Origin of the sequence: Galbibacter marinus (assembly GCF_000300875.1) — a bacterium.
Lineage (GTDB): Bacteria > Bacteroidota > Bacteroidia > Flavobacteriales > Flavobacteriaceae > Galbibacter > Galbibacter marinus.
The window spans coordinates 1-21653 of the sequence record NZ_AMSG01000011.1 but is presented as its reverse complement, the minus strand read 5'-3'; the positions used below and the strand labels follow the sequence as shown (position 1 = coordinate 21653).

Sequence of the window (21653 nt, the reverse complement as noted above, 5' to 3'; positions counted from 1 at the left end):
TGAAAATGATGAAAAATTATAAGATATTACTTATGGCCTTGGTCATTGTGCTAGGGGTTAGTTGTAGCAAAGACTTTTTGGATCGTCCACCACAATCTGATGTTATTCCAGAGGAGTACCTTAAAGAAGAGTCTCAGTTGTCAGCCTTTGCTGTAGAGTTATATACACTTTTACCAACTCATGGGAATTGGAGTTTTGGAACCTTTGGAATTGATGCCGATACGGATAATATGGCGGATATGACCTATGATAACAAATACGTGCCAGGGCAATATAGAGTGCCTCAAGCAGGCGGTGTTTGGGATTTTGGAAACATCTATAGATGTAATTACTTTTTAAACAATGTGGTACCTGATTTTGAAAACGGTGAGATCGTTGGAAGTGATGCGGGTATTAAACATGCAATAGGTGAAGTATATTTCTTTAGGGCTTGGGAATACTTCTATAAGCTAAGAGAAATGGGAGACACTCCTATTGTTACTACCAATTTGCCTGATGATAGTGAGGTTTTAACGGCAGCTAGTGAGCGTGCTCCGCGTTCCGAAGTGGCACGATTCATTATTGCTGATTTGGATAAGGCAATTGATCTTTTAATGGCAGCGTCTTCTGATGGTAGAAACAACCGTTTATCAAGAGCGAGTGCTTATTTACTTAAATCAAGAGTGGCTTTATTTGAAGGAACTTGGCTTAAATATTTTAAAAACACGGCTTTTGTTCCCAATGGTCCAGATTGGCCAGGAGCTGAGAAATCATATAACCAAGGTTATAGTTTCCCTTCTGGAGATATTGATTCAGAAATTGATTGGTTGTTGGGTGAGGCTATGGATGCAGCTAGACAAGTTGCTGATACCTACCCATTAACTTCAAATAATGGTAGCTTACAACAGGATGTAGCTGATATGGCAAATCCATATTTTGATATGTTCGGAGCTGAGGATATGTCAGGTTTTGAAGAAGTATTGCTTTGGAGAGATTACGACAAAGGTCTTGGTGTGGTTCATAATGTTCCTGTGTATGCACAACTCGGAAATAACGGTGTTGGTTTAACCAAAGGAATGGTGGATTCATTTGTAATGGCCAATGGACTACCAATCTATGCTTCGGGATCAGGCTACCAAGGGGATGAATACATTGCTAATGTACGTGAGAATCGTGATGGTAGACTTTGGTTATTCTTAAAAGAACCTGGTCAAATCAATATATTATACCCATCACCAGATGGTGATCACGGGACGCCAGTAGAACCTATTCCAGATATTACCAATTCATCTGCTGAAAAGGGATACACTACAGGATATACCATTAGAAAAGGTTTGAACTATAATCAAACCCATACAGGAAATGGTCAAGGGTTTACAGGAAGTATCGTCTTTAGGGCTACAGAGGCTTATCTTAACTATATGGAAGCTTGTTACGAGCGTAACGGATCTTTAGATGGAACGGCTACGGGTTATTGGAGAGCTATTAGAGAGCGTGCTCAGGTGAATCCTGATTTTCAGGTAACTATTGCAGCGACTGATATGACTGAGGAAGCAAAAGGTGACTGGGGAGCATACTCTGCAGGATCTTTAATTGATCCTACACTTTACAATATTCGTAGAGAGCGAAGAAACGAGCTAATGGCTGAAGGATTAAGAGCGATGGATCTTAAGAGATGGCGTGCGATGGATCAACTAGTATCCACACCTTACCATGTGGAAGGGATGAAACTTTGGGGGCCAATGCAAAATTGGTATGAAGAAGGGGTGTTAAAATATGCCTCTGCTGATGCCAATGTATCTGCTCCTTCTCGAAGTGATTATTTGCGTCCTTATGAGAAAACTGGAAATGAATTGGTGTACAATGGGTACAAGTGGATGATGGCGCATTACTTGCAGCCGATCGCTATTAAACACTTTTTGATTACATCGGAAAATAATAGTGTAAATAGTTCTCCTATTTATCAAAACCCAGGTTGGCCAACCACGGCAAATGAAGGAGCTACTTACTAAGATAATGAGTTAGATTGGTTAGTAATATGGTGTCAGGAGGACGTGTTGTTAGTTGCAAAGGTGATCAATATAAGTTGGTTAACCTTCCTGGCACCATATTTTTTTAAAAAATGGTTAAATTTGATTGGGTCCGTGGGACCTTGCCAAAAATTAGACACTCATGAAAAAAATACTACTAAGTTTGTTCTTATCAATGACCCTAGTGGGGATGTCCCAAAATAACGAGTGGGAAAACCCAGAAAAAATTGATCGGAATAAAGAAAAGGGGCGCACTGCCTTTTTTTTATATCAAAATTTGAGCACTGCTTTAAGGGGTGATTGGGAAAGTTCCCCCTTGACACAAAATTTAAACGGTGCATGGAAATTCAACATTGTAAAGAATCCTCAGGCCAGGCCACAGGATTTTTTTAAAGTCGACTTTAATGACCATAGCTGGTCTGAGATACAGGTGCCTTCGAATTGGGAACTGGAAGGTTTTGATACGCCTATCTATACCAATATTACCTATCCATTCCCAAAGGATCCTCCCTTTATTAAAGGGGATTACAATCCTGTGGGGAGCTATAGAAGAACTTTTGACATTCCAAGTAATTGGAATGATAAAGAAGTGATACTACATTTTGGTTCCATTTCTGGCTATGCCAGGGTATTTGTAAATGGACAGGAAGTTGGAATGACGAAAGCTTCCAAGACTCCTGCAGAGTTTAATATTACCGATTATATACATGTTGGGGAAAATGTCTTGGCGGTTCAGGTGACCAGATGGCATGATGGGAGTTACCTAGAGGATCAAGACTTTTGGCGCTTAAGTGGAATTGAGCGCGATGTCTACCTTCAGGCTTCACCAAAATTTGCTGTGTGGGATTATTTCATTCAAGGCGGTTTGGATAAGGAGTATACCACAGGGATCTTGGATGCTACGATTGATCTTCGGAAGTTTAATAAGGCAAAGGTTCGAAATGCCTCGTTGGTATTCGAACTGTTTGATCACCAAAATAGCAAAGTTTTCTCTAGCGCAAAAGAGATTCATAGCAACACCAAGGATGTTGATTTTCATGCCGAATTAGAGAATGTTCATCGCTGGAGTGATGAGTCTCCTTATTTGTATACCTATACGATAAGACTGGATAATAAGAATGAAAAATCAACATATATCACTGGAAAAATTGGATTTAGAAAGGTTGAATTAAAAAATGCGCAATTACTAATTAATGGTAAACCACTGATGGTCTATGGTGTTAATTTACATGAACACCACCAGACCAAAGGGCATGTACCTGATCTAGAGACCATGCGAAAGGATATTGAACTTATGAAACAGCATAATATCAACGCGATTCGCATGAGTCACTATCCGCATGGGGCTGATATCTACAAACTTTGTGATGAGTATGGCTTATACGTGGTAGATGAGGCCAATATCGAGACCCATGGTATGGGCGCTGAGTGGCAAGGTGGATTTGATAAATCCAAACACCCAGCGTATTTACCACAGTGGGAAGCTGCGCATCTTGATCGTATAGAGCGTATGGCAAAACTCAATAAAAACCATACCTCTGTTATTAGCTGGTCTATGGGGAATGAGTGTGGTAATGGTCCTGTGTTTTATAAAGCGTATGACTGGTTAAAACAATATGATCCTTCTAGGCTGGTGATGTTTGAACAGGCCGGGGAGAACGAAAACACGGATATCGTGGCCCCCATGTATCCTGGTATAGGCCATATGAAAGCCTATGCTCAGGCGCGTGATAAAACCAGACCTTATATCATGTGTGAATACGGCCATGCTATGGGAAATAGTACTGGTAACTTTAAAGAGTACTGGGATATCATTCATTCTAGTGATCATATGCAAGGTGGTTTTATCTGGGATTGGGTAGATCAGGGTATAAAAACCGTGGATGAAAATGGTGTTGAATTCTTTGCCTATGGAGGTGATCTTGGTGGTTATGACCTGCAAAACGACGAGAACTTCTGTGCCAATGGGTTGGTGTCTGCAGATCGTTCTGTCCACCCTGGACTTTATGAGGTTAAGAAATTTTATCAACGTATAAATTTCAAATTTAACCAACAAGCCAACGCGTTGACAGTTTCAAATGACTACCTCTTTACGGGTTTAAAAGATAATTTTAAGTTTCACTGGGAACTTTTAAAAGATGGAAGGGTTGCGCAGCGTGGACAATTTGTATTGGATCTTAAAGCAGGGGAGCAGTCTACGGTTAAATTACCGATTTCTGATATAGCAGAAGAGGAGCTTTTTTTAAATGTTTATGCTGTAAATGCAAAAGAAACAGCTTTCATACCCCTTGGTCATGAGCTCGCTAGAGAGCAGTTTAAACTTGGTACCCATGATTACTTTGAGAATGCTGCAATGGCCTCTCAAGGAAGTCTGAAGTATAAGAAGCAAGGGGCTCAGTTGGTATTTGAATCTGAAGACATTCAAGGTGTTTTTGATTTAGAAAAAGGGGGGCTTTCTTCTTATGGATATAAGAATGATAAGGCTTCTGTAATTACTTCTTTCCCAGAGCCCTACTTTTGGAGAGCGCCGACGGATAATGATTTTGGAAATCAAATGCCATCGCGTTTAGGTGCATGGAAAAAAGCCCAGCAATCCGCCAACGTAACCAAGGTCAATTTGCAGCGAAAAACAGCTGCTGGATTACCTATTCAGGTGGAGTTTCACCTCGGGGAAGTGGATATTCCTTATACGGTGTCTTACTTAATTCAAAATGATGGTAGTGTAAAGATTACAGCTTCTATGGATTTTGGCGAGAAAGAACTACCAGAGCTTCCTCGCTTTGGAATGCGAATGGTTCTTCCAGGGCAATTTGAGAATCTATCGTACTATGGAAAAGGACCTTGGGAGAATTACCAAGATCGTAACCACGCTTCTTTTGTAGGGATCTACGAGAGTACAGTAGCGGATCAGTTTGTTTGGGAGTATATCAGACCACAGGAAAACGGGTATAAAACCCAGGTAAGATGGATTAAGTTACAGGATGCCTCTGGAAAGGGACTTGCCATAACAGGGCTTCAGCCTTTAGGATTTAGCGCCTTAAATGTATCCACGGAGACATTGGATGCAGGCATGCGAAAAGCACAACGTCACACGAGCGATATTCATCCTGAGGATAAGGTTTACTTGCATGTGGATTACAAGCAGCGTGGGCTAGGGGGTGATAACAGCTGGGGTGCTATGCCTCATAAGCCGTATCGATTAAAGGAGTCTTCCTACGCTTATTCATATATCATGAAGCCATTGTAATGGTTGTAAAATAAAATAACATATAAATTTAGATAAATTATTGATTATCATGAAACAATGTTTAATTACCCTAGCGCTTGTCCTTACCTTTTCGTGGGGCGTACAGGGACAAAAAAAGGCTTTTGAACCGGGAGAATTGTGGTTGGATACCGATGGTACGCATATCAATGCTCATGGTGGTGGTCTTTTATATGACCAAGGGTATTATTATTGGTATGGAGAGCACAAGGATCATAATAGTTTAGCGCAAGTTGGGGTGAATGTGTACCGTTCTAAGGATTTGTATACCTGGGAGAAAAAGGGTGTTGCTTTGGCAGTAAGTGAGGATCCTGATTCTGAAATCACCTCTGGTTGTGTGATGGAGCGTCCAAAGGTGATCTATAACGAGAAAACTGATAAATATGTAATGTGGTTCCATTTGGAGCTGAAAGGAATGGGGTATGCTGCCGCAAAAACAGGGGTGGCTATTAGTGATACTCCAGTGGGTCCATTTGAGTATATTCGGTCGTATAACCCTAACAAGGGGAAATGGCCTATGAATTTCAATGATGACTGGAAGAAGGATTATGTAGAGAATCCTTCTTTAGAGTGGTGGAGCGATCCTTGGTATAAAGAGGTGAAGGAAGGGTTGTTTGTAAAGCGTGATTTTAATAAAGGGCAAATGGCTAGAGATATGACGCTTTTTGTGGACGATGACAATAAAGCGTATCACATCTACTCTTCAGAGGAGAACCTTACCCTTCACATTGCTGAACTTGCGGATGATTATCTTAGTTTTACCGGGAAATACATCACCCTTGCTCCTGCAGGCCACAATGAGGCGCCTACTATGTTTAAAAGAAACGGGAGTTATTATATGATTACCTCTGGTTGTACGGGTTGGGATCCAAATGCAGCACGTAGTTTTAAATCGGAAAGTATTTGGGGACCTTGGGAACCTCTTGGAAATCCTTGTATAGGGGAGGGGGCTGATTTAACGTTTAATTCTCAAAGTACGTACGTTCTTAAAGTAGAAGGAGTTGAAGATCGCTATATTTTTATGGCAGATCGTTGGAATCCTAAAAATCATATTGATGGTAGGTATGTTTGGTTGCCCATTCAATGGGACGGAGATAGGCCTATTTTAGAGTGGAAGGGTCGTTGGAATTTAGAGGATTAAGTTCCTGTTTACTTTAATCGCTAGGTATTAATTTAACGGATCCTTTCTTGCGCTATAATGGCGCTAGTTAAAAACAGAATTAAAAGGTCTTGTGCTTAATAAAGTATAGGGCCTTTTAACGCTGGGAAAATTTTAATGAACTCACTTCCGTTGTCGACCTTGAGACGCTTTGGCAGCGCTTGGTTTCCAAAAGTGATCGTGTCCATGACTTGTACGACATCGCTTCCCTTAAGCGACTTCCCCGCATGTATAGCAAAATACCTGCGATCTTTACTATATTTATGATGTCGCCAATCAGTTTGATTTGACATTTGAAATTAAAAAAAATAAATGCTAACAAATTGCTTTGGCTTGGTACCTAAAGGAATTGGTATTGGTTCTCTACTCCCACACTATTCATAGCCGAAGACGTTAGCACCCATTCTAAGAGTTTCCACCCCACGAAGCCATGTTGTATCAGTAGTTGTCAGGTTCTAGCTTTGCTTCAAATTTTTATTATGAGCAAGGGAGAAAAAATGTTTACCTTTGTTGAGGACTTCCGAGCAAGTGGCCTTACTGGTAAAGCTTTCTGCCAAACACAAGGGATTGTTACTTCGACATTATATTATTGGATTAAGAAGTTTGATGAAAGCTCCTCACTTCGTTCAGATCAAGCCGCAATCTTCCACAAAGAAAACCATAGAAGTAAAATACCCTAATGGTATTTGTATTTCAATTCCAGTCTCCGAACTCTACCTTGTTCAGGCACTAATCATACCCAAAACGGTTCTACGCAATTTGAGAAAATTTTGATAGTATACCAAAGTTTGGTATACTTGAATTAAATAAGTTTCAAAATGAACAAAAACACATCAATATCACTCGGAAATCACTTTGACCAATTCGTTCAAAGTAGCATTAGCGAAGGAAGATTTAAAAACGTTAGCGAAGTTATTCGTGCTGGATTAAGACTTTTGGAAGAAGAAGAAAGCAAAGTGATTGCTTTGAAAAATGCAATTCAAGAAGGAATTGACAGCGGAATTGCTCACGATTTTGACCCAAAAAAACATCTTGAATCACTAAAAGCGAAAAAACACTCTAATGTCTGAATATAAACTGACGAATAAAGCTGTTGCTGATTTATCAAAAATTTGGGAATATATATTTGAGGTTTGGTCGGAAAAAAAAGCCGACAAATATTATGATGAATTAATTTCAAATTGTGAAGAAATAGCTGAAAATCCAGATTTAGGAAAAAACTACGAGGGAATTTCAAAGCAACTTCTCGGAATTCAAGCAAACCGACACATAATATTTTATCGTACATTAAGTGAAGATTATGTTGAAATAACAAGAATCTTACACGAAAGAATGGATTTGAAAAAGAGAATAGCCGACTAAAAACCCCGTAGAGCACCGTGTATAATTAATGGCTAGTTCTCGCCTACTTACGAAAATCCTCGCGGATTTTCTGTTCAGTTTTTGTTAGCTAAATTTGGTTGCTTAATCACGCCACTAATCATACACAAAACCGTTCTATGCAATTTGACCAAATCCAGAAACATCAGTTATAAATTCGAAATTTTGTCTTTTTAAGAATGAAAATGTAGGCTTCCCCTTTTTGTAATCCTATCCTAAACCTAATAGCACTTAAGGCTATTTCACGTATTGGCAGGTAGTTATATTTACTGCAGGATAATATCACTATCGATATTCAATTTTTGATGTAAGGCCTTGGCAATTTTCAAGGTAATTTCCCTTCGTCCGTTTAAATAGTCGCTAATTCTAGAGGCGCTCGTATTTAAAAGCGTTGCCAAGTCTTGGCGTTTAAGACCCATTTCAAACATACGAAGTTCTATCATTTCTTTTAAAGTGGGTAATCCGATGGGGAAATGATTTTCTTCATATTTTTCTACAACATCGCTTACCTCTAAAAGCTCTATCATTTGGGAGTCATACTCTGGGGTGTCATTGCCTACCTTTTTAAGTAGCTCTTCCATCCGTAGAACAGCCTTGACGTATGTTTTATGTTCAATCGATTTTTCCATGATTTTATTATAATGTATCTATATTTTTGATCCTATTGTAATCCTTATGATTTAGAAGACAGTCCCGTACGTATGGACTCCGTTAAGCACCTTTGACTGTAGCATTTTTATTCCAATTTTTCTCCTTGTCCTGAATTCAGTGCAAACGCACCTTCGGCATTCGTCACTGTACCTTCCGTAATTGAAGATTCCTTATTCAGCAAAATGACTTCGACAAATTCTAAAGGTTCTTGGGATTCTTTTTCTAAAACGCTTCCTTTTATTTCTGATTGTGCGTTTACTGCAAGGCATGAGAATGCCATTAAAATAATAACTATTTTATTCATTGGATGGTTGAGTTGAGTTTTGTCTAAAGGAAGTGATTTGTACTTTTTTGAAAAAGAAATAGGGGTGATCAATTGAATTGCCTGCATTAATGCCACCCAAAACCAACCCTTTTATGAACTTTATGTTGGGCAAAGGTAGGGGTGGAGTATAAATATTCCAACGATTTCTTTGTAAAAAAAAACGATTATTCTTACAAGAGTGTTTTTAGGTTAAGGTCTTTAAAATTGGACCAAATGGACTGCCCTAATTTGGGTTTCGAATTCTATTTCCCAAAAATAAATGGCTCCTTATATTTATTAATTTTTAAGTGATAGAATGGTTTATCTAGGTGCTTTTTATAAATCCAATTTCTTCTTTCCTCCAGTTTTACATACCTCATAAATGGCATCTATTATCTTTAGATCTTTAACTCCTTCGGCTCCGTCTACTGGCACGACCGCCTTTTCACCAGCTGAAATAATTCCTGCCATCTGGTCCATTTGTACGGTCTGATGGGTGATGTGTGGTTTCATTAATTCACCTTTATGAGTGCGTCCTTTTATAGGGCCATAACCAGTGGAAGGTTGTAATTCTGCAAATCCTTTATCACCATTAAGAAAAAAGCGGTCTAGATGATTCATACTATAGGTAGATAGACATGAAGCAACTGCTCCACTAGGAAAACCTAACTGAAACTGGATGGTTTCGTCTACACCTTCCTTGAATTTTATAGGATCTGTTTTCGTTTCCTGTGCAGTAACCCATATGGGTTCTTCTCCCACCATATACCGGGCACCATTGATGGAGTAGATACCAATGTCCATCATAGCACCACCACCTGCCAATTCTTTATCCAATCGCCATTGGGTAGGATCTCCGATTTTAAATCCACTCAATCCTTGGAAGAACATAATTTTTCCTAATTCACCTTCATTTCGCATTCGGATTATTTCCAATGTATTTGGTTCAAAATGCATACGATACCCCACTAATAACTTAACATTTGCCTTGTTACAAGCATCCACCATTTCTTGTCCCTCTTGTGCATTGATAGCCATGGGCTTTTCACATATGGCATGTTTTCCGGCGGCAGCAATACGGAGAACTGCCTGATGATGAAGTCCATTTGGTGTAATAACGTATATGGCATCAATGTCTGGGTTGTCTTTGACGCTATCGTAATTTTCATAGTTGTAACAATTCTTCTCTGGAATATTATATTTAGATTGCCAATCTTTAATTTTAGCAGGTGTACCACTGATTACACCTACGAGCTTCGCGCGTTTACAAGTTTGCATTGCTTCTGCCACACGAGTGCCATAGCTTCCGAGTCCCATTATAGCTACACGCAACACAGGCCCTTCATACGATTGGTCGTAAAATGCTAACTGTTCTGATGAACCGTAGAGTGGTAAAAATGGTAAGGCTACTGCTGAAGTGGTGAGTAATTGTAGAAAATCGCGACGTGAATTCATAATAAATAAAGTTTTGAGTATGGTGATCTAAATGTAGGTAAAAATAATATTTTTAAAGACTTATCTGATGTGTTATTGGTGATAAAGAATGAATAGTTGTGATTCTGAATCCCGTAAATATTCTTCGATACATATTCCTATTTCAAATGTTTTTAAGATATTTATGGAGGAGATGCTAGGGAGCGTTTACTGCTTTTTATTTGTTACTACGACACTAATGCTAATCAAGCGTAGGAGAAACATCAGCGCTGAGTGGATTCTGGAATGGAATTGTCATTTTCCTACCCTTATACCATTACAAAAATGGACTCTACAAAATATGCGTTTAAACAAGATGTTCAAGGTGAAAAAGTGGACATCATTAAAAATCCCGTTTTAAGATACTGGGCTTTTCGAAAATATACAAGACTGATACGCCAGATGTCGAAATCAAAAAAACAACCTGAATAATCAATTGTATATAAGAGTTCCCAGAGACGGAATATTTTATGGTTCAATAATAAGAAGCGTCGCTGTTGTCCGGTGATAGGAATTGGGCTGCATCACTCATGATTTCGGGAATGCAGTTCACCCCCTTTAGTTAATAAAGGGGAGGCATTATTTTGTACCGGATATTAAGATGCTTATTAAATCAGAAAATTTAAGAGTATTATTAATTTTAAAGTTACAGTATTAAACTATTGATGGTAACCCATGTCCGAAAATTATACCTACGCTACTTCTGTAATAATTATTTAGTTTTTCCTTTTATTGGCATTACTACTAATAAACATTTCATTGCGTTCCTCTGATACAATAGTCAAGAATCGATCATAATGCTTTAGGACATCTGAAATCAATTCATTTTTCGTGAAATAATGGATGTCATACCCTTCTCTTGAATCTCCGAAATAGGCTTTCGGGAAGTACGTTTTATTTTCTTCAATATCAGGATGGTTCTCTTCATTAAGCAAATAGTCAGATAGCAGTTTTGATTCATTTTTTACGCCGTAAACAAAATTGTTAACGATATCATATTGAATTTCAATCTCGACTTTCGTTGGATCTTTGTAAGTATTGAGTTTTGTTTCGATTCCATTAGTTGCAAATTCCTGTTGCAATTCAGTAAATGCTGTTTTTACCGTGGTCTCAATATAATGATCCACAGAAGTACGGTTTTTGTAAGATACAATGCGCTTTAGACGTTCTTTCCAAAATCCACCTGACCACGGGACGGCAGTTTCGGAAAAACTACGCTCATAGTAATCTCCGTCAATGGTTAAGGCTTTTACAAGACTAACCATAAACATTAGCATAATTATAGAGAAAGGCAAGGCGGTAATTAAAGTCATGCTCTGAAGCGCATCTAAACCACCGGCGTTTAACAAAAATAACGACACTAAAGCAAGTAAGATACCCCAAAGGAAAACTTGCCATTTCGGAGAAGCTTTAGCATTTTTTGTTGCGATATTGTTCATGACAAATATCCCAGAATCTGCCGAGGTCACAAAGAAAATAACAATAATCAATACAACGGTAAAACTGGCAACAGTAGAGAGTGGGAGGTATTCTAAAAACCGAAACATGAGCGCATCAGGGTCAGATGACAACGCACTTAGCATACCGTCTGCTTTGTTGCGGTCAAACCAAATAGCGCTGTTACCAAAAACAGTCATCCAAAAGAAATTAAATATACTAGGAATGATTAAGACTGCGGCAATAAACTCTCGGATAGTTCTTCCCTTTGATATTTTGGCAATAAACAACCCGACATAAGGGGACCAAGAAATCCACCAAGCCCAATAGAGTATTGTCCAGTCATAAAACCAGGGTAGGGACTCCGGTTCATAAACATGGGTGCCAAAGGTGAGACTGAAAAAATTGGTGATATAATTTCCGAGACCTTCAGTGAAGCTGCCGATCAGATAAACCGTGGGACCGACAAGCAGCACAAAAAGCAGCAGGACGATCACAAGTGTAATATTAATCCGGCTTAATATTTTTATTCCTTTATCTACTCCAGTAACCGCTGAGGCAATCGAAAGTAAAACCAATACAGCGACGATCAAGACTTGGTATAAAAAACTAGTATCCGGTACGATATGAAGTGTATTTAGTCCGGAATTGATTTGTACGACTCCAAAGCCAAGGGTAGTGGTGATGCCGAAAAAGGTGCTACAGAGTGCAAATACATCAATTGCATCTCCCCATTTTCCATAAATTTTATCTTTTAACAGTGGGTAAAATCCACTACGCAGCGAAAGAGGAAGTCTATACCGGTACGTAAAGTATGATAAGGAAAGACCTATAATGGCATAAATTGCCCAAGCGTGTATACCCCAGTGAAAAAAGCTATATAGCTGTGCGTTTTTTTCCTGGTTGACATAGCCATGCAACCCAAAAACATCAGAAGCGTAATGTTGCATAGGTTCAGCAACACCAAAGTACATTAGTCCAATACCCATTCCGGCGGCAAACAGCATAGAAATCCACGAAAAAAATGAATGTTCCGGTTTGCTGTCATTTCTCCCCAATCGTATTTTTCCGTACTTACTGAACATAAGGTATATCAGGAAAATAACGAATATCGTAACAGTCCAGATATAAATCCAGTTCAAGTTGACAAAGATGAAGTTCTGGATCTTATTCAATAGACCTTCGGTAACTTCGGGAAAAAAAACAGCGATTAATGATACTCCTACGATGAAAATTAAGCTCGGTACAGTTACTCCCTTTTTTAACGAAGTTTTAAACATAAATTTCTTTTTTAATGGCTTTGGGCTATTTGCCATATACTATTGCAACTTAATCGAAAATCTGCGATTCGACAAATTAAATACCTTGAACCTGATCTACTTTGACAAAATAAATCATATTTCATGATTCTGAATTCTTCTATTTTTCTTGTAACTGTTAGGGTAGACTAATTTATAAAACACCGCTCTATAGTAATGAAATTTTCCATTTCTCTAAGGATATCTTCAATTTGTTGGTCGATGTATTCCTGGTATCCTCTTAGGATGTCGTCGATCTCCTATTCCAAAACATAGAAACATAACTTTTTACCATTTAGATACAATAAAATACTCCTTCTTTTCCGTGAAGGATATTTATGTTGGACAATCTTCAGATATAAAAGTCTTATGATAGGCCACAATTCCCTTTGGCTTCACGACAATTGTTCTCCCATCGTATTTGGTGTTGCTATCTAGTTTTACATTTTTCATTTTTTTAAATTTTAACACTTTTGGCTAAATGTAAGTGTTACGATCTATCCTTTCGGTTTTAACCAGCCGAATTCGCTTTTCAAGCCAAGGAGATTACCTTTCTCTCTGTATCCTCTATAATATATAGGGATCAAATTTATAATCAGTAATATACGCTCTCTATAGCTCCAGTTAAGGAAAGAAAAGTGTTTGTTTGTAGATCAGTATAGGTGTACGTGTTGGGCTCTGAAATGGTTCATTAGTACTAATCTCGTTATCATCGCTGAACTGCAAGTATATATTACTTTTATACGGATGAGGTGGATCCAAAAGAGGTAGATAAAGAGATTAAAAGAACCTGGGGTTTTATTCGCTTTAAGGAGTAGTAATTTTGTTCGTTATGGAATTCCAATGATCAATGACAAATTAAAGCTGCAGTAGCACTGGACCTGCTAGGCACAGGACTGGAATTGTTGAGCCTAGGACAAGTTTAATCCTAATAGGAGGTCTTGGATATTCCTCCACTGGCTACCTATCTTAACTGCTAAAGAATTCGCAGCTAGGAAATACTAGCGATAGTAATCCGCATAAATTTTTCTTAAGGATGTTAAGCAAAAATATATATCTTTATTTTTTTAAGAATTCAAGGAATCAAACTGCTTTATAATAATTTACCCATCTATAAAAAGACCTTCAAAAATCCTACGGAATATTGCTAGGCTACTATGTAGCTTAACTACTGTATTGTTTCTGAGTTGTAAACAAGAAACCAAAACCACAGATACCACAACCATGGAAGTAGAAAAACCCAATGTGGTGATTCTATATTTAGATGATTTAGGATATGGAGATCTCAGTAGTTATGGAGATCTCAGTAGTTATGGAGCAACAGAACTACAAACACCACATATAGATGCACTAGCTAAAGAAGGTCTACGCTTTACCAATGGTTATGCAACCTCTGCGACATGTACACCAAGCCGCTATGCTATTTTAACGGGAAGTTATCCCTGGCGTAATAAAGATGCTAAGATCCTTCCAGGAACAGCTCCGCTACTAATTTCAACAGAGCAGCAGACTTTACCAAAGATGTTTGATGCCGAAGGTTATCATACTGCTGTCGTTGGAAAATGGCACCTTGGCTTAGGTACAGGGCATGTCAATTGGAACGAACATATTTCACCAGGGCCTAATGAGGTTGGGTTTGATTATTCGCATATTATGGCCGCTACTCATGACCGGGTGCCAACAGTATACATAGAAGATGGTAGAGTAGTAGGTCTGGATCCCAACGATCCCATAGAGGTGAGTTACTCAGAAAACTTTAAGGGAGAACCTACCGCTATTTCAAATCCAGAATTACTTAAGATGAAATGGCATCATGGTCATAATAACAGTGTGGTGAATGGGATCCCTCGCATTGGTTTTATGAAAGGGGGAGAAGCAGCAAAATGGAAAGACGATCAGATGGCTGACCATTTTCTTAAAAAGGCACAAGATTACGTGAAGGCGCATAAAAACGAACCTTTCTTTCTGTATTTCGGATTACAACAACCCCATGTACCGAGAACACCTAGTCCACGATTTGTGGGTAAATCAACAATGGGACCTTGCGGCGATGTGATCTTAGAAGCAGATTGGGTTATTGGTGAGTTTATGAATACCCTTAAGGAAGAAGGTTTGTTAGAAAACACCTTAGTGATATTCTCCAGTGATAATGGGCCCGTTTTAAATGATGGGTATTACGATCAGGCTGTGGAGAAAATTGGAAAACATGATCCTAACGCAGGTTTAAAAGGAGGGAAGTATAGTCTTTTTGAGGCTGGAACCCGAGTACCTTTTATTACCTACTGGAAAGGAAGAATTCAGCCTAAGGTATCTGATGCAATGGTAAGCCAATTAGATTTTTATGGTTCTTTAGCCAGCTTAATAGGCGCAGAGAACAATACTTTAGATAGTAAAGATTTACTTCCTGTTCTACTAGGGGATAGTAAGCAGGGTAGAGAAGCCTTGATTATGGAGGCCGCATCCCGTACTGCCTTAAGAAAAGGGAAATGGGTTATGATTCCGCCTTATAATGGACTAGCAATTAATAAGCAAGTGAATATCGAACTGGGGAATACAAGTGAATATCAGCTGTATAACTTGTTTAAGGATGAAGGTCAGAAGGATAATCTAGCTACTTTAAAACCTGGGAAGCTCAAAGAAATGATTGAGTATTATGAACGCGTTATTGGAGGCTTTGATATCTCACAGGGGTCAAATCCATAGACTTTTTGGTAGCCTTTTTATAAATTAGTTTTTTTACTTTGAACTAACCTCTTACTTTTTGTTAAAAATTATTTGAAAATGGATCCTATTAAAAAAGAAAATACCCCGATAGAAATTTCATTCTTTATCGGGGCGTGGATTTAAAAAATACACATGCACTAAACATGCCATCTTTAACTAACTACAATTTATGAAGCTTTATTTTACGGGATTTAGTTTGTTTATCGCAGTGATCTGACCTCCTTGTACTTCAATGCCTTGGGTAGCTGTATTACTTGCTATATCAATGTTATATATGAAACTTCCAGTTTCAGTGGTTATTCCGACAAAAACATTTGTTTTATTCTCTGATACATAACTGTTCATTCCATTGGTAACACTAAGTATGTTTTCTGGACTAGGTAATCCTGTAATCCAGTCTAAGGTTTGGTTATGTAGATCGATTAGAGCAAATCTATTTCCTGTGGCATAGCTTGAAGTCTTTTCTTCTAAGAATATCCCTATGACTTTTCCATTACCAACATAAGTGTGGTCAGTGAGGTAATAACCACCAGAGGCAGCTTCTAAATCAAATAAATAATCTTGATCGAATTCCAAAGTTCCAGCTTTAATTCGTGTCACAGATGATGATTTTGTAGTGCTTACTTCATTGTTTGTGGTCGCAATAGCTGATGAAAAAGCATAGGCATCGCCATTTTCATCAACTGAAAGCCCGTTGTTGAAATACCTACCTATAAAGCTAGTTCGATTATCGTGAATAACAGTTTCCAATGTCATTTCCGGATATGAATACACAGCGATGTTCGCTTCGTCTGGATAGTCTGTTCCCCATGAATCGTTACAACAAGCCTTCATAGTAAAATATGGCAAGAACACTTTATCGCCTACCTGAGTAATCCATGAAAAGAATGCTATTTCTCCATTTTCCTTATTTGCTAATTCTTGAGTGTTGATTTGACCCTCAGCAGTGAACTGAGAAGCTTCGGTATCCAGCTGATACCAATAGGCAAATGGAGATTCCGCATTCCTTGAAATTTTGATCATCAGAATATCATCATTTACAGGAGCAAAGGCTTGAACAGTCTCAGCTTGAAAGTCTGATAATTTTTGCAACTTGCTTTTGCCATCTAACTGATATGTAGTGACAGCTCCTGGATTTCCTTGTCCGTATAAGAAACTAAAAAACTTATTATTATGAGTTTCGTAATAACGATAAGTACCGTCTTGTTCTACACCATTTCCATCAGTAGAAATACTACCCTGAGTAAGATCTTCAGTTGATAAAATGTAATCAGCCACACCCTCTGACCCTGCAGTAGTAGGTGTTGCTGTAATTAAATATTGCGGCTCAGCTGTTGGATTTTCACCACCTTCATCTGGATTGGTCGCACCGTCATCACTACTACACGCGGTAAGAAGTGCGGCTCCTAATAATAAACCAAAGTAATAATTAGATTGCTTGATCATGAGTTAAAATTTAATGTTATTTAATTATTTAATGTTTCAGATTACTTATAGTAGGCTATGCTCTTAATCGTGTTTTTGGCTAGCATTTATCATAAAAATGTGTATTTAATCTTACCAGTAAAGCTTCGCCCTGGTTTTTGAATACTGAAATTATCATAAAGGTTTTTGTTAAAGATATTTCTACATTCAAGGGTGAATTGTAAGTCATTTTTCCAAGTGTAGGTTAAGTTTAAATCCTGAGCGATTTGTTCCGGAACTCCATATTTACCTTCCGCTGAGCCTCGACTAGGCCAGTAGAGGTAGAAGGCGTGTACATAAAGCATGTTGTAACCGATAGTCAGGCTGTTATTTACCCCACCTACATCATGGAAGGTGTAGCTCATATCAGCATTCCCATATAAATAGGGCATATTAGGGATTCGGTCTCGGTAAACAGCACTTTCGGTGGTTTGACCACCCTCGTATTTGGTATTGTTCCTAAGGGACTGATAGGTTAAGTTCACTCCGGCAGAGAATCTATTGCCGAATTGATATTTTATTTCAGACTCAACGCCTACATTGGTTACACTTCCCAAATTATCCATCACTTGCATGACTTGGTTTCTATTTAGCACAGGTCGTATAAAATCACTTGCATCTCTGTAGAAACCGTTGATGTTAAAGTAAAGGTGTTGTCGATTTTTAAACCGCCACCAATAACTGGCACCAAGGTTATAGTTATAACTTTTCTCAGGCTTCAAGTCTATATTTCCTTCTAAGTTGATTAAATCACCATAGAGTTCTTCATTTTCGGGCATTCTATAACTTTTTTCAAAAGAAGCCTTTATTTGTAAGTCATCATTAATGAAATGGGTTAGAGCCAGCCCATAACCTAGAAAGTTGAATGTGTTTGTCCGTTTGTGGTACATCAGTTCACCTGGGGTCTCAGAATCCAATGCTAGACTGAACTTATTTTGCTGAAAATAATGCTTAGTAAATACATTTACATTCCAATTATCTGCCTCATATCCATAGCCTAAACCAATGATGTTTTTCATGGTTTTTCTGGGTTGTTCATAATCTTGGTTATCAGGCCTTAACTGATCCTCACCTTTCCTATTGAAGGTGTTTAAGGTATTACTTAAGGCCAAAGCGTGTTTGTCAGCGAATTTGTAATCAAAGCTTGCGGTGGCGATTCCTAAATTATTTTTGAATTTATACAAAGAGTAAGAGCGCTCACCACCAGGACCCTCGTACTCGATAAATTCCCCCAACCAATTATACCTTCTGTGAAGGGTGTCTATATTTTGTTCTCTACCTAAATTAATATTGGCGTTAATTCTAGCGTTCAGACCCTTAACAATAAAGTCATTTTTGATGTACTTTAAACTTGGCATAATAATGCTACCTTTTCTGTGTAATCCCCCATATGGTGGACTATCAGCTCTTGCTCTGGTTTGAATTTCTTTAAAATTACTTCCCAAGGTTATTCCAAATAACAATTGATCTGCATAGGTTTTGTTGACCACTCCAATATTGGCTATTACGGTTTCATTGTGATACCTATCGTGAAAGCGCCTAACGATTTCATTTGGATAGTATTCACCTGTTTGAAGATCAGCGGTTTCTACCTCAATTTTATAATCGTTATCTGAATAGTTTTGATAAGCATTCAGTTGGGCGGTAAAACCAGATTTAGACACATAAATTGCATTGACCATCGATCGATGGGTATTAAACGAACCAAATGAATAGGAGGCATCTAAGTGACTTTTTTTAAAAGTGTTTGTAATGATATTAATCGCACCTCCCAAGGCATCACCTCCCAATCCGATGGGAACTACTCCTTTGTAAACCTCGATCCGTTCAGCTAGACCTATTGGAATATTATTGAGTTGAAACGATGAGCCGAAATTGTCCATTGGAATTCCGTCAATAAAAAAACGTACCTGATTTCCCGTAAATCCGTTAAGAGATAATTTCATATCAGAACCCACACCGCCACTCTCACGAACCCTAATCCCTGAAGTTCTATTTAAAGCACCTCCGATATCTAATGTGGTGTTGTGTAACTTTTTGGCATCAATAACATTTACATTGAAAGCTTTTTCTTTAACTTGATTAACGATACTTTTCCCAGAAACCACCACTTCACTAAGATCCACGGATGATTCTTCTAATACAATATCAAAAGACTGGTTCAAAGTTGTATTTGAATCAATAAGGATAGACTTTTGCTTAAATCCCAAAGAAATAACATTTAAAGAATAGGCCTGTGCATTGCCATTAAGAGGTAAAGAGAAATAACCATTTTCATCTGTTGAGACTCCTTTATTGATGCTTTCTATAATAACAGAAGCACCGATAATTGGATTTCCATTTGCGTCCCTAACATGGCCATCAACGGTGAATTGGTTCTGCTGTGAAAAGGATGATAAAGAGCAAACAACTGCGCATAGTAAAAATAAGGCTCTTGAAAATATGGTATGCATTTATTTTTATTTAGACTCGATTAATATAAATTTTACGCGAAAGTATTTCATTTGCATGGGTAGAGAGGTACGCAAAACGGATAATTACCTACGTAATACGGAATAATTCAACTTCAAGGATGAACTGGTTTTTTCTTAAGCTTGAGTAATACTCCAAGTGAGACCAAAGCTAATATGATCCAAAAAAGATCCACAACAACCAGTTGAGAATATCCTTTGGATATTGAAGTCCAAACCCAATTACCTGTTACATATCCTTGGCTAATAGGAACAAGGAAACTAAGGATACCTCCCCAGATAAGACATAGCTTATTTATTGTATAATGGTCCTTTTTAAAAAGCAGTAATATGGTCACCACTAGCCAAGTCCAAAAGAAGGTTTGACTAATAAAAGCTTTTCGATCCAACATGGTATCTGTTGCAAAGAGTTTTACTGCGCTAAAGGTCGCGGCCGTCACTGGGAATAATCCTAAACATACCGCCATATAGATCCGTACTAACCATGAGTTAAAACGTCTTTTATAGCTGGCTACATGTTTTTTGTCTCGTGCTACTAGCCAGATTAGGACCCCTGAAATAATTACAAAGCATGTAATAAACCCAAGAACCAGATAAATTAATTTCATCCCATATCCGCCATAATCACCATAATGCAATCTCCTAAGGATATGGTCGGCGCTTTCAACATAAGAGGTTTTATAGGGATCTTTAATAGCGACTACACTCATGTCGCTTAACCTATAGGTTAAATGACCCGCTCCTGAAATTTTGTCTTTGTACTTTGGAGACCCGCCTACTTGTACATGCATATTTTTATCCCCGTAATTAATTACTTTGAGTTCATTTATTACTAGTTCTGGCCATTTATCTTTGGTTCTATTAATTAATTCGTTGTAGGACACCTTATAATCTGCAGCCTCTCCTATAAAAGGATATTCTTCTTGCTCTCTATCTTGCGCGGCTTGAGTTAGCTCCTTCGGGTTGTCATTATAAAGTACCTTTTGCACTGGGGGCAACATCACTGTATATCCAATGATTAAAAACGCCCCTGTCACGGCAAACATAAACTGATAGGGTAGGCCTATTAATCCCAAAGCGACATGAGAATCCGTCCAGATGGTTTTCCATTTTGCTTTAGGACGAAAGACATAAAAGCTTGGGATTATTTTTTTCCAATGAATGATCACCCCAGTAACCACAGCAAAAAGAAAGAACAAAGCAACCATACCTGATAAAAAATAACCTGAACGTCCAAAGAAGTTTAATTGGGCAAAAAAGTGAAGTCGGTAGAAAAATTCACCCATGGAGTAGTTGGATGTGTAGTCTGACTTTATATTTTTTTCAGCGTCTAGATAGAAAAAACCTCTTCTTCTTGTTTTGGTGTTTTCCTCTTTTAAAGTAGTGTCCTTAGCCTTGGAAACAAAAGCAGCAATCCTCTTTTCGTAATACCGGTGTGAAAAACTAAGGTCTTTACTATATAATTTTTCTTTAAAGTCTAAATTTTGAATTGCAGTGTCAAAGTCTATAGTGCTAAAATAATGCTCTTCGATCGGCTCGTTCCTTTCCCATGCATTGATCTCATCCCTTAAAAAGGAAATAGATCCTGTGAAGAATATCACATATAACAATGCACTTATAATGATACCACTAAGGGTATGGGTATGGAAGATAATATTATATATACGGTTGCTCATGAAAATGGAATTAGAAGTTATAGTGCCATTGGGTCCCCCAGAAGGGCAACACCGTAGAATAACAGTGCAATTAAGAGATAAACCCCCCAGATCACCCAACCGTTTTTACTTATAAAGGCAAGTATCATCAAAGCGGTCCATAAAATAAATCCAGCATATCTTAATGTGAAGATTAGTGCACTGGCGTTAGTCCAGGAAATCAAAGCAATGAAAAATGTTTCAGTCACTATATATCCTCCAATAAAAGCGGCTGTTGTTTTAGCGATTTTTTGATATGGAGATGTTGTTAGGTATTTTTTATTTGCAGGCATGTTAAACGATACTTTTAACCACTTCTTTTTT

The 21653-nt window shown here is 38.1% G+C and carries 16 protein-coding genes; 7 read left to right on the top strand and 9 right to left on the bottom strand.

What is annotated here, in order from left to right; translation table 11 throughout:
• Positions 1 to 5: 5 nt before the first annotated feature.
• The 3 genes from I215_RS09235 (at position 6) to I215_RS09225 (ending at position 6415) form a co-directional block, all read left to right on the top strand.
• Positions 6 to 1991, top strand: coding sequence for a RagB/SusD family nutrient uptake outer membrane protein (locus I215_RS09235; RefSeq protein ID WP_237738945.1), 1986 nt, complete (start codon positions 6 to 8; stop codon positions 1989 to 1991).
• 160 nt (positions 1992 to 2151) lie between these two features.
• Positions 2152 to 5256 carry a glycoside hydrolase family 2 TIM barrel-domain containing protein gene (locus tag I215_RS09230; RefSeq protein WP_040460140.1) on the top strand — a complete coding sequence of 1035 codons (3105 nt, stop codon included), beginning with the start codon at positions 2152 to 2154 and terminating at the stop codon, positions 5254 to 5256.
• A 49-nt stretch (positions 5257 to 5305) separates the two neighbouring features.
• Positions 5306 to 6415, top strand: a complete 1110-nt coding sequence (locus I215_RS09225) for a glycoside hydrolase family 43 protein (protein ID WP_008991694.1) — start codon at positions 5306 to 5308, stop codon at positions 6413 to 6415.
• Positions 6416 to 6510: 95 nt separating this feature from the next.
• On the opposite strand, the gene I215_RS09220 is transcribed toward I215_RS09225, so the two are convergent.
• Positions 6511 to 6726: a hypothetical protein gene (locus I215_RS09220; protein ID WP_008991693.1), complete on the bottom strand. Its 216-nt coding sequence runs from the start codon at positions 6724 to 6726 to the stop codon at positions 6511 to 6513.
• A 186-nt stretch (positions 6727 to 6912) separates the two neighbouring features.
• Here I215_RS09220 and tnpA point away from each other — a divergent pair, with 186 nt between their 5' ends.
• From tnpA to I215_RS09205, 3 genes are all read left to right on the top strand, one after another.
• On the top strand, positions 6913 to 7113 hold the full coding sequence (gene tnpA, locus I215_RS09215; protein ID WP_008991692.1) for an IS66 family insertion sequence element accessory protein TnpA: 201 nt from the start codon (positions 6913 to 6915) through the stop codon (positions 7111 to 7113).
• A 138-nt stretch (positions 7114 to 7251) separates the two neighbouring features.
• Entirely contained in the window at positions 7252 to 7503 is a 252-nt protein-coding gene (locus I215_RS09210; protein ID WP_008991691.1) for a type II toxin-antitoxin system ParD family antitoxin, read from the top strand.
• Positions 7496 to 7795 carry a type II toxin-antitoxin system RelE/ParE family toxin gene (locus I215_RS09205; RefSeq protein ID WP_008991690.1) on the top strand — a complete coding sequence of 100 codons (300 nt, stop codon included), beginning with the start codon at positions 7496 to 7498 and terminating at the stop codon, positions 7793 to 7795. Before I215_RS09210 ends, I215_RS09205 begins: the two co-directional genes overlap by 8 nt.
• A gap of 284 nt (positions 7796 to 8079) precedes the next feature.
• Here I215_RS09205 and I215_RS09200 read toward each other — a convergent pair whose 3' ends face one another.
• The 4 genes from I215_RS09200 to I215_RS09185 form a co-directional block, all read right to left on the bottom strand.
• On the bottom strand, positions 8080 to 8442 hold the full coding sequence (locus I215_RS09200; RefSeq protein WP_008991689.1) for a helix-turn-helix domain-containing protein: 363 nt from the start codon (positions 8440 to 8442) through the stop codon (positions 8080 to 8082).
• A 107-nt stretch (positions 8443 to 8549) separates the two neighbouring features.
• Positions 8550 to 8864: a peptidase associated/transthyretin-like domain-containing protein gene (locus I215_RS09195; protein ID WP_156800249.1), complete on the bottom strand. Its 315-nt coding sequence runs from the start codon at positions 8862 to 8864 to the stop codon at positions 8550 to 8552.
• Between the two features lie 240 nt (positions 8865 to 9104).
• Complete coding sequence (locus tag I215_RS09190) at positions 9105 to 10223, bottom strand: Gfo/Idh/MocA family protein (protein WP_008991687.1); 1119 nt, start codon at positions 10221 to 10223, stop codon at positions 9105 to 9107.
• 734 nt (positions 10224 to 10957) lie between these two features.
• Positions 10958 to 12958 carry a BCCT family transporter gene (locus I215_RS09185; protein WP_040460159.1) on the bottom strand — a complete coding sequence of 667 codons (2001 nt, stop codon included), beginning with the start codon at positions 12956 to 12958 and terminating at the stop codon, positions 10958 to 10960.
• 1242 nt (positions 12959 to 14200) lie between these two features.
• Here I215_RS09185 and I215_RS09180 point away from each other — a divergent pair.
• Complete coding sequence (locus I215_RS09180; RefSeq protein WP_156800248.1) at positions 14201 to 15679, top strand: sulfatase family protein; 1479 nt, start codon at positions 14201 to 14203, stop codon at positions 15677 to 15679.
• Positions 15680 to 15877: 198 nt separating this feature from the next.
• Here I215_RS09180 and I215_RS09175 read toward each other — a convergent pair whose 3' ends face one another.
• The 4 genes from I215_RS09175 to I215_RS09160 form a co-directional block, all read right to left on the bottom strand.
• Complete coding sequence (locus I215_RS09175) at positions 15878 to 17146, bottom strand: DUF4374 domain-containing protein (protein WP_008991684.1); 1269 nt, start codon at positions 17144 to 17146, stop codon at positions 15878 to 15880.
• Between the two features lie 89 nt (positions 17147 to 17235).
• A complete protein-coding gene (locus tag I215_RS09170) occupies positions 17236 to 19617 on the bottom strand; it encodes a TonB-dependent receptor (protein ID WP_008991683.1) in 2382 nt (793 codons plus the stop codon).
• Between the two features lie 113 nt (positions 19618 to 19730).
• Entirely contained in the window at positions 19731 to 21311 is a 1581-nt protein-coding gene (locus I215_RS09165) for a PepSY-associated TM helix domain-containing protein (protein WP_008991682.1), read from the bottom strand.
• A gap of 17 nt (positions 21312 to 21328) precedes the next feature.
• The coding region (locus tag I215_RS09160) for a hypothetical protein (RefSeq protein WP_008991681.1) at positions 21329 to 21653 on the bottom strand (325 nt) is incomplete at its 5' end.

Bases quoted from the DNA above. Each gene is read 5' to 3' on its own strand.
- I215_RS09235 (WP_237738945.1), top strand. From the start codon at position 6: ATGATGAAAAATTATAAGATATTACTTATGGCCTTGGTCATTGTGCTA.
- I215_RS09230 (WP_040460140.1), top strand. From the start codon at position 2,152: ATGAAAAAAATACTACTAAGTTTGTTCTTATCAATGACCCTAGTGGGG.
- I215_RS09225 (WP_008991694.1), top strand. From the start codon at position 5,306: ATGAAACAATGTTTAATTACCCTAGCGCTTGTCCTTACCTTTTCGTGG.
- I215_RS09220 (WP_008991693.1), bottom strand. From the start codon at position 6,726: ATGTCAAATCAAACTGATTGGCGACATCATAAATATAGTAAAGATCGC.
- tnpA (WP_008991692.1), top strand. From the start codon at position 6,913: ATGAGCAAGGGAGAAAAAATGTTTACCTTTGTTGAGGACTTCCGAGCA.
- I215_RS09210 (WP_008991691.1), top strand. From the start codon at position 7,252: ATGAACAAAAACACATCAATATCACTCGGAAATCACTTTGACCAATTC.
- I215_RS09205 (WP_008991690.1), top strand. From the start codon at position 7,496: ATGTCTGAATATAAACTGACGAATAAAGCTGTTGCTGATTTATCAAAA.
- I215_RS09200 (WP_008991689.1), bottom strand. From the start codon at position 8,442: ATGGAAAAATCGATTGAACATAAAACATACGTCAAGGCTGTTCTACGG.
- I215_RS09190 (WP_008991687.1), bottom strand. From the start codon at position 10,223: ATGAATTCACGTCGCGATTTTCTACAATTACTCACCACTTCAGCAGTA.
- I215_RS09185 (WP_040460159.1), bottom strand. From the start codon at position 12,958: ATGTTTAAAACTTCGTTAAAAAAGGGAGTAACTGTACCGAGCTTAATT.
- I215_RS09180 (WP_156800248.1), top strand. From the start codon at position 14,201: ATGGAAGTAGAAAAACCCAATGTGGTGATTCTATATTTAGATGATTTA.
- I215_RS09175 (WP_008991684.1), bottom strand. From the start codon at position 17,146: ATGATCAAGCAATCTAATTATTACTTTGGTTTATTATTAGGAGCCGCA.
- I215_RS09170 (WP_008991683.1), bottom strand. From the start codon at position 19,617: ATGCATACCATATTTTCAAGAGCCTTATTTTTACTATGCGCAGTTGTT.
- I215_RS09165 (WP_008991682.1), bottom strand. From the start codon at position 21,311: ATGAGCAACCGTATATATAATATTATCTTCCATACCCATACCCTTAGT.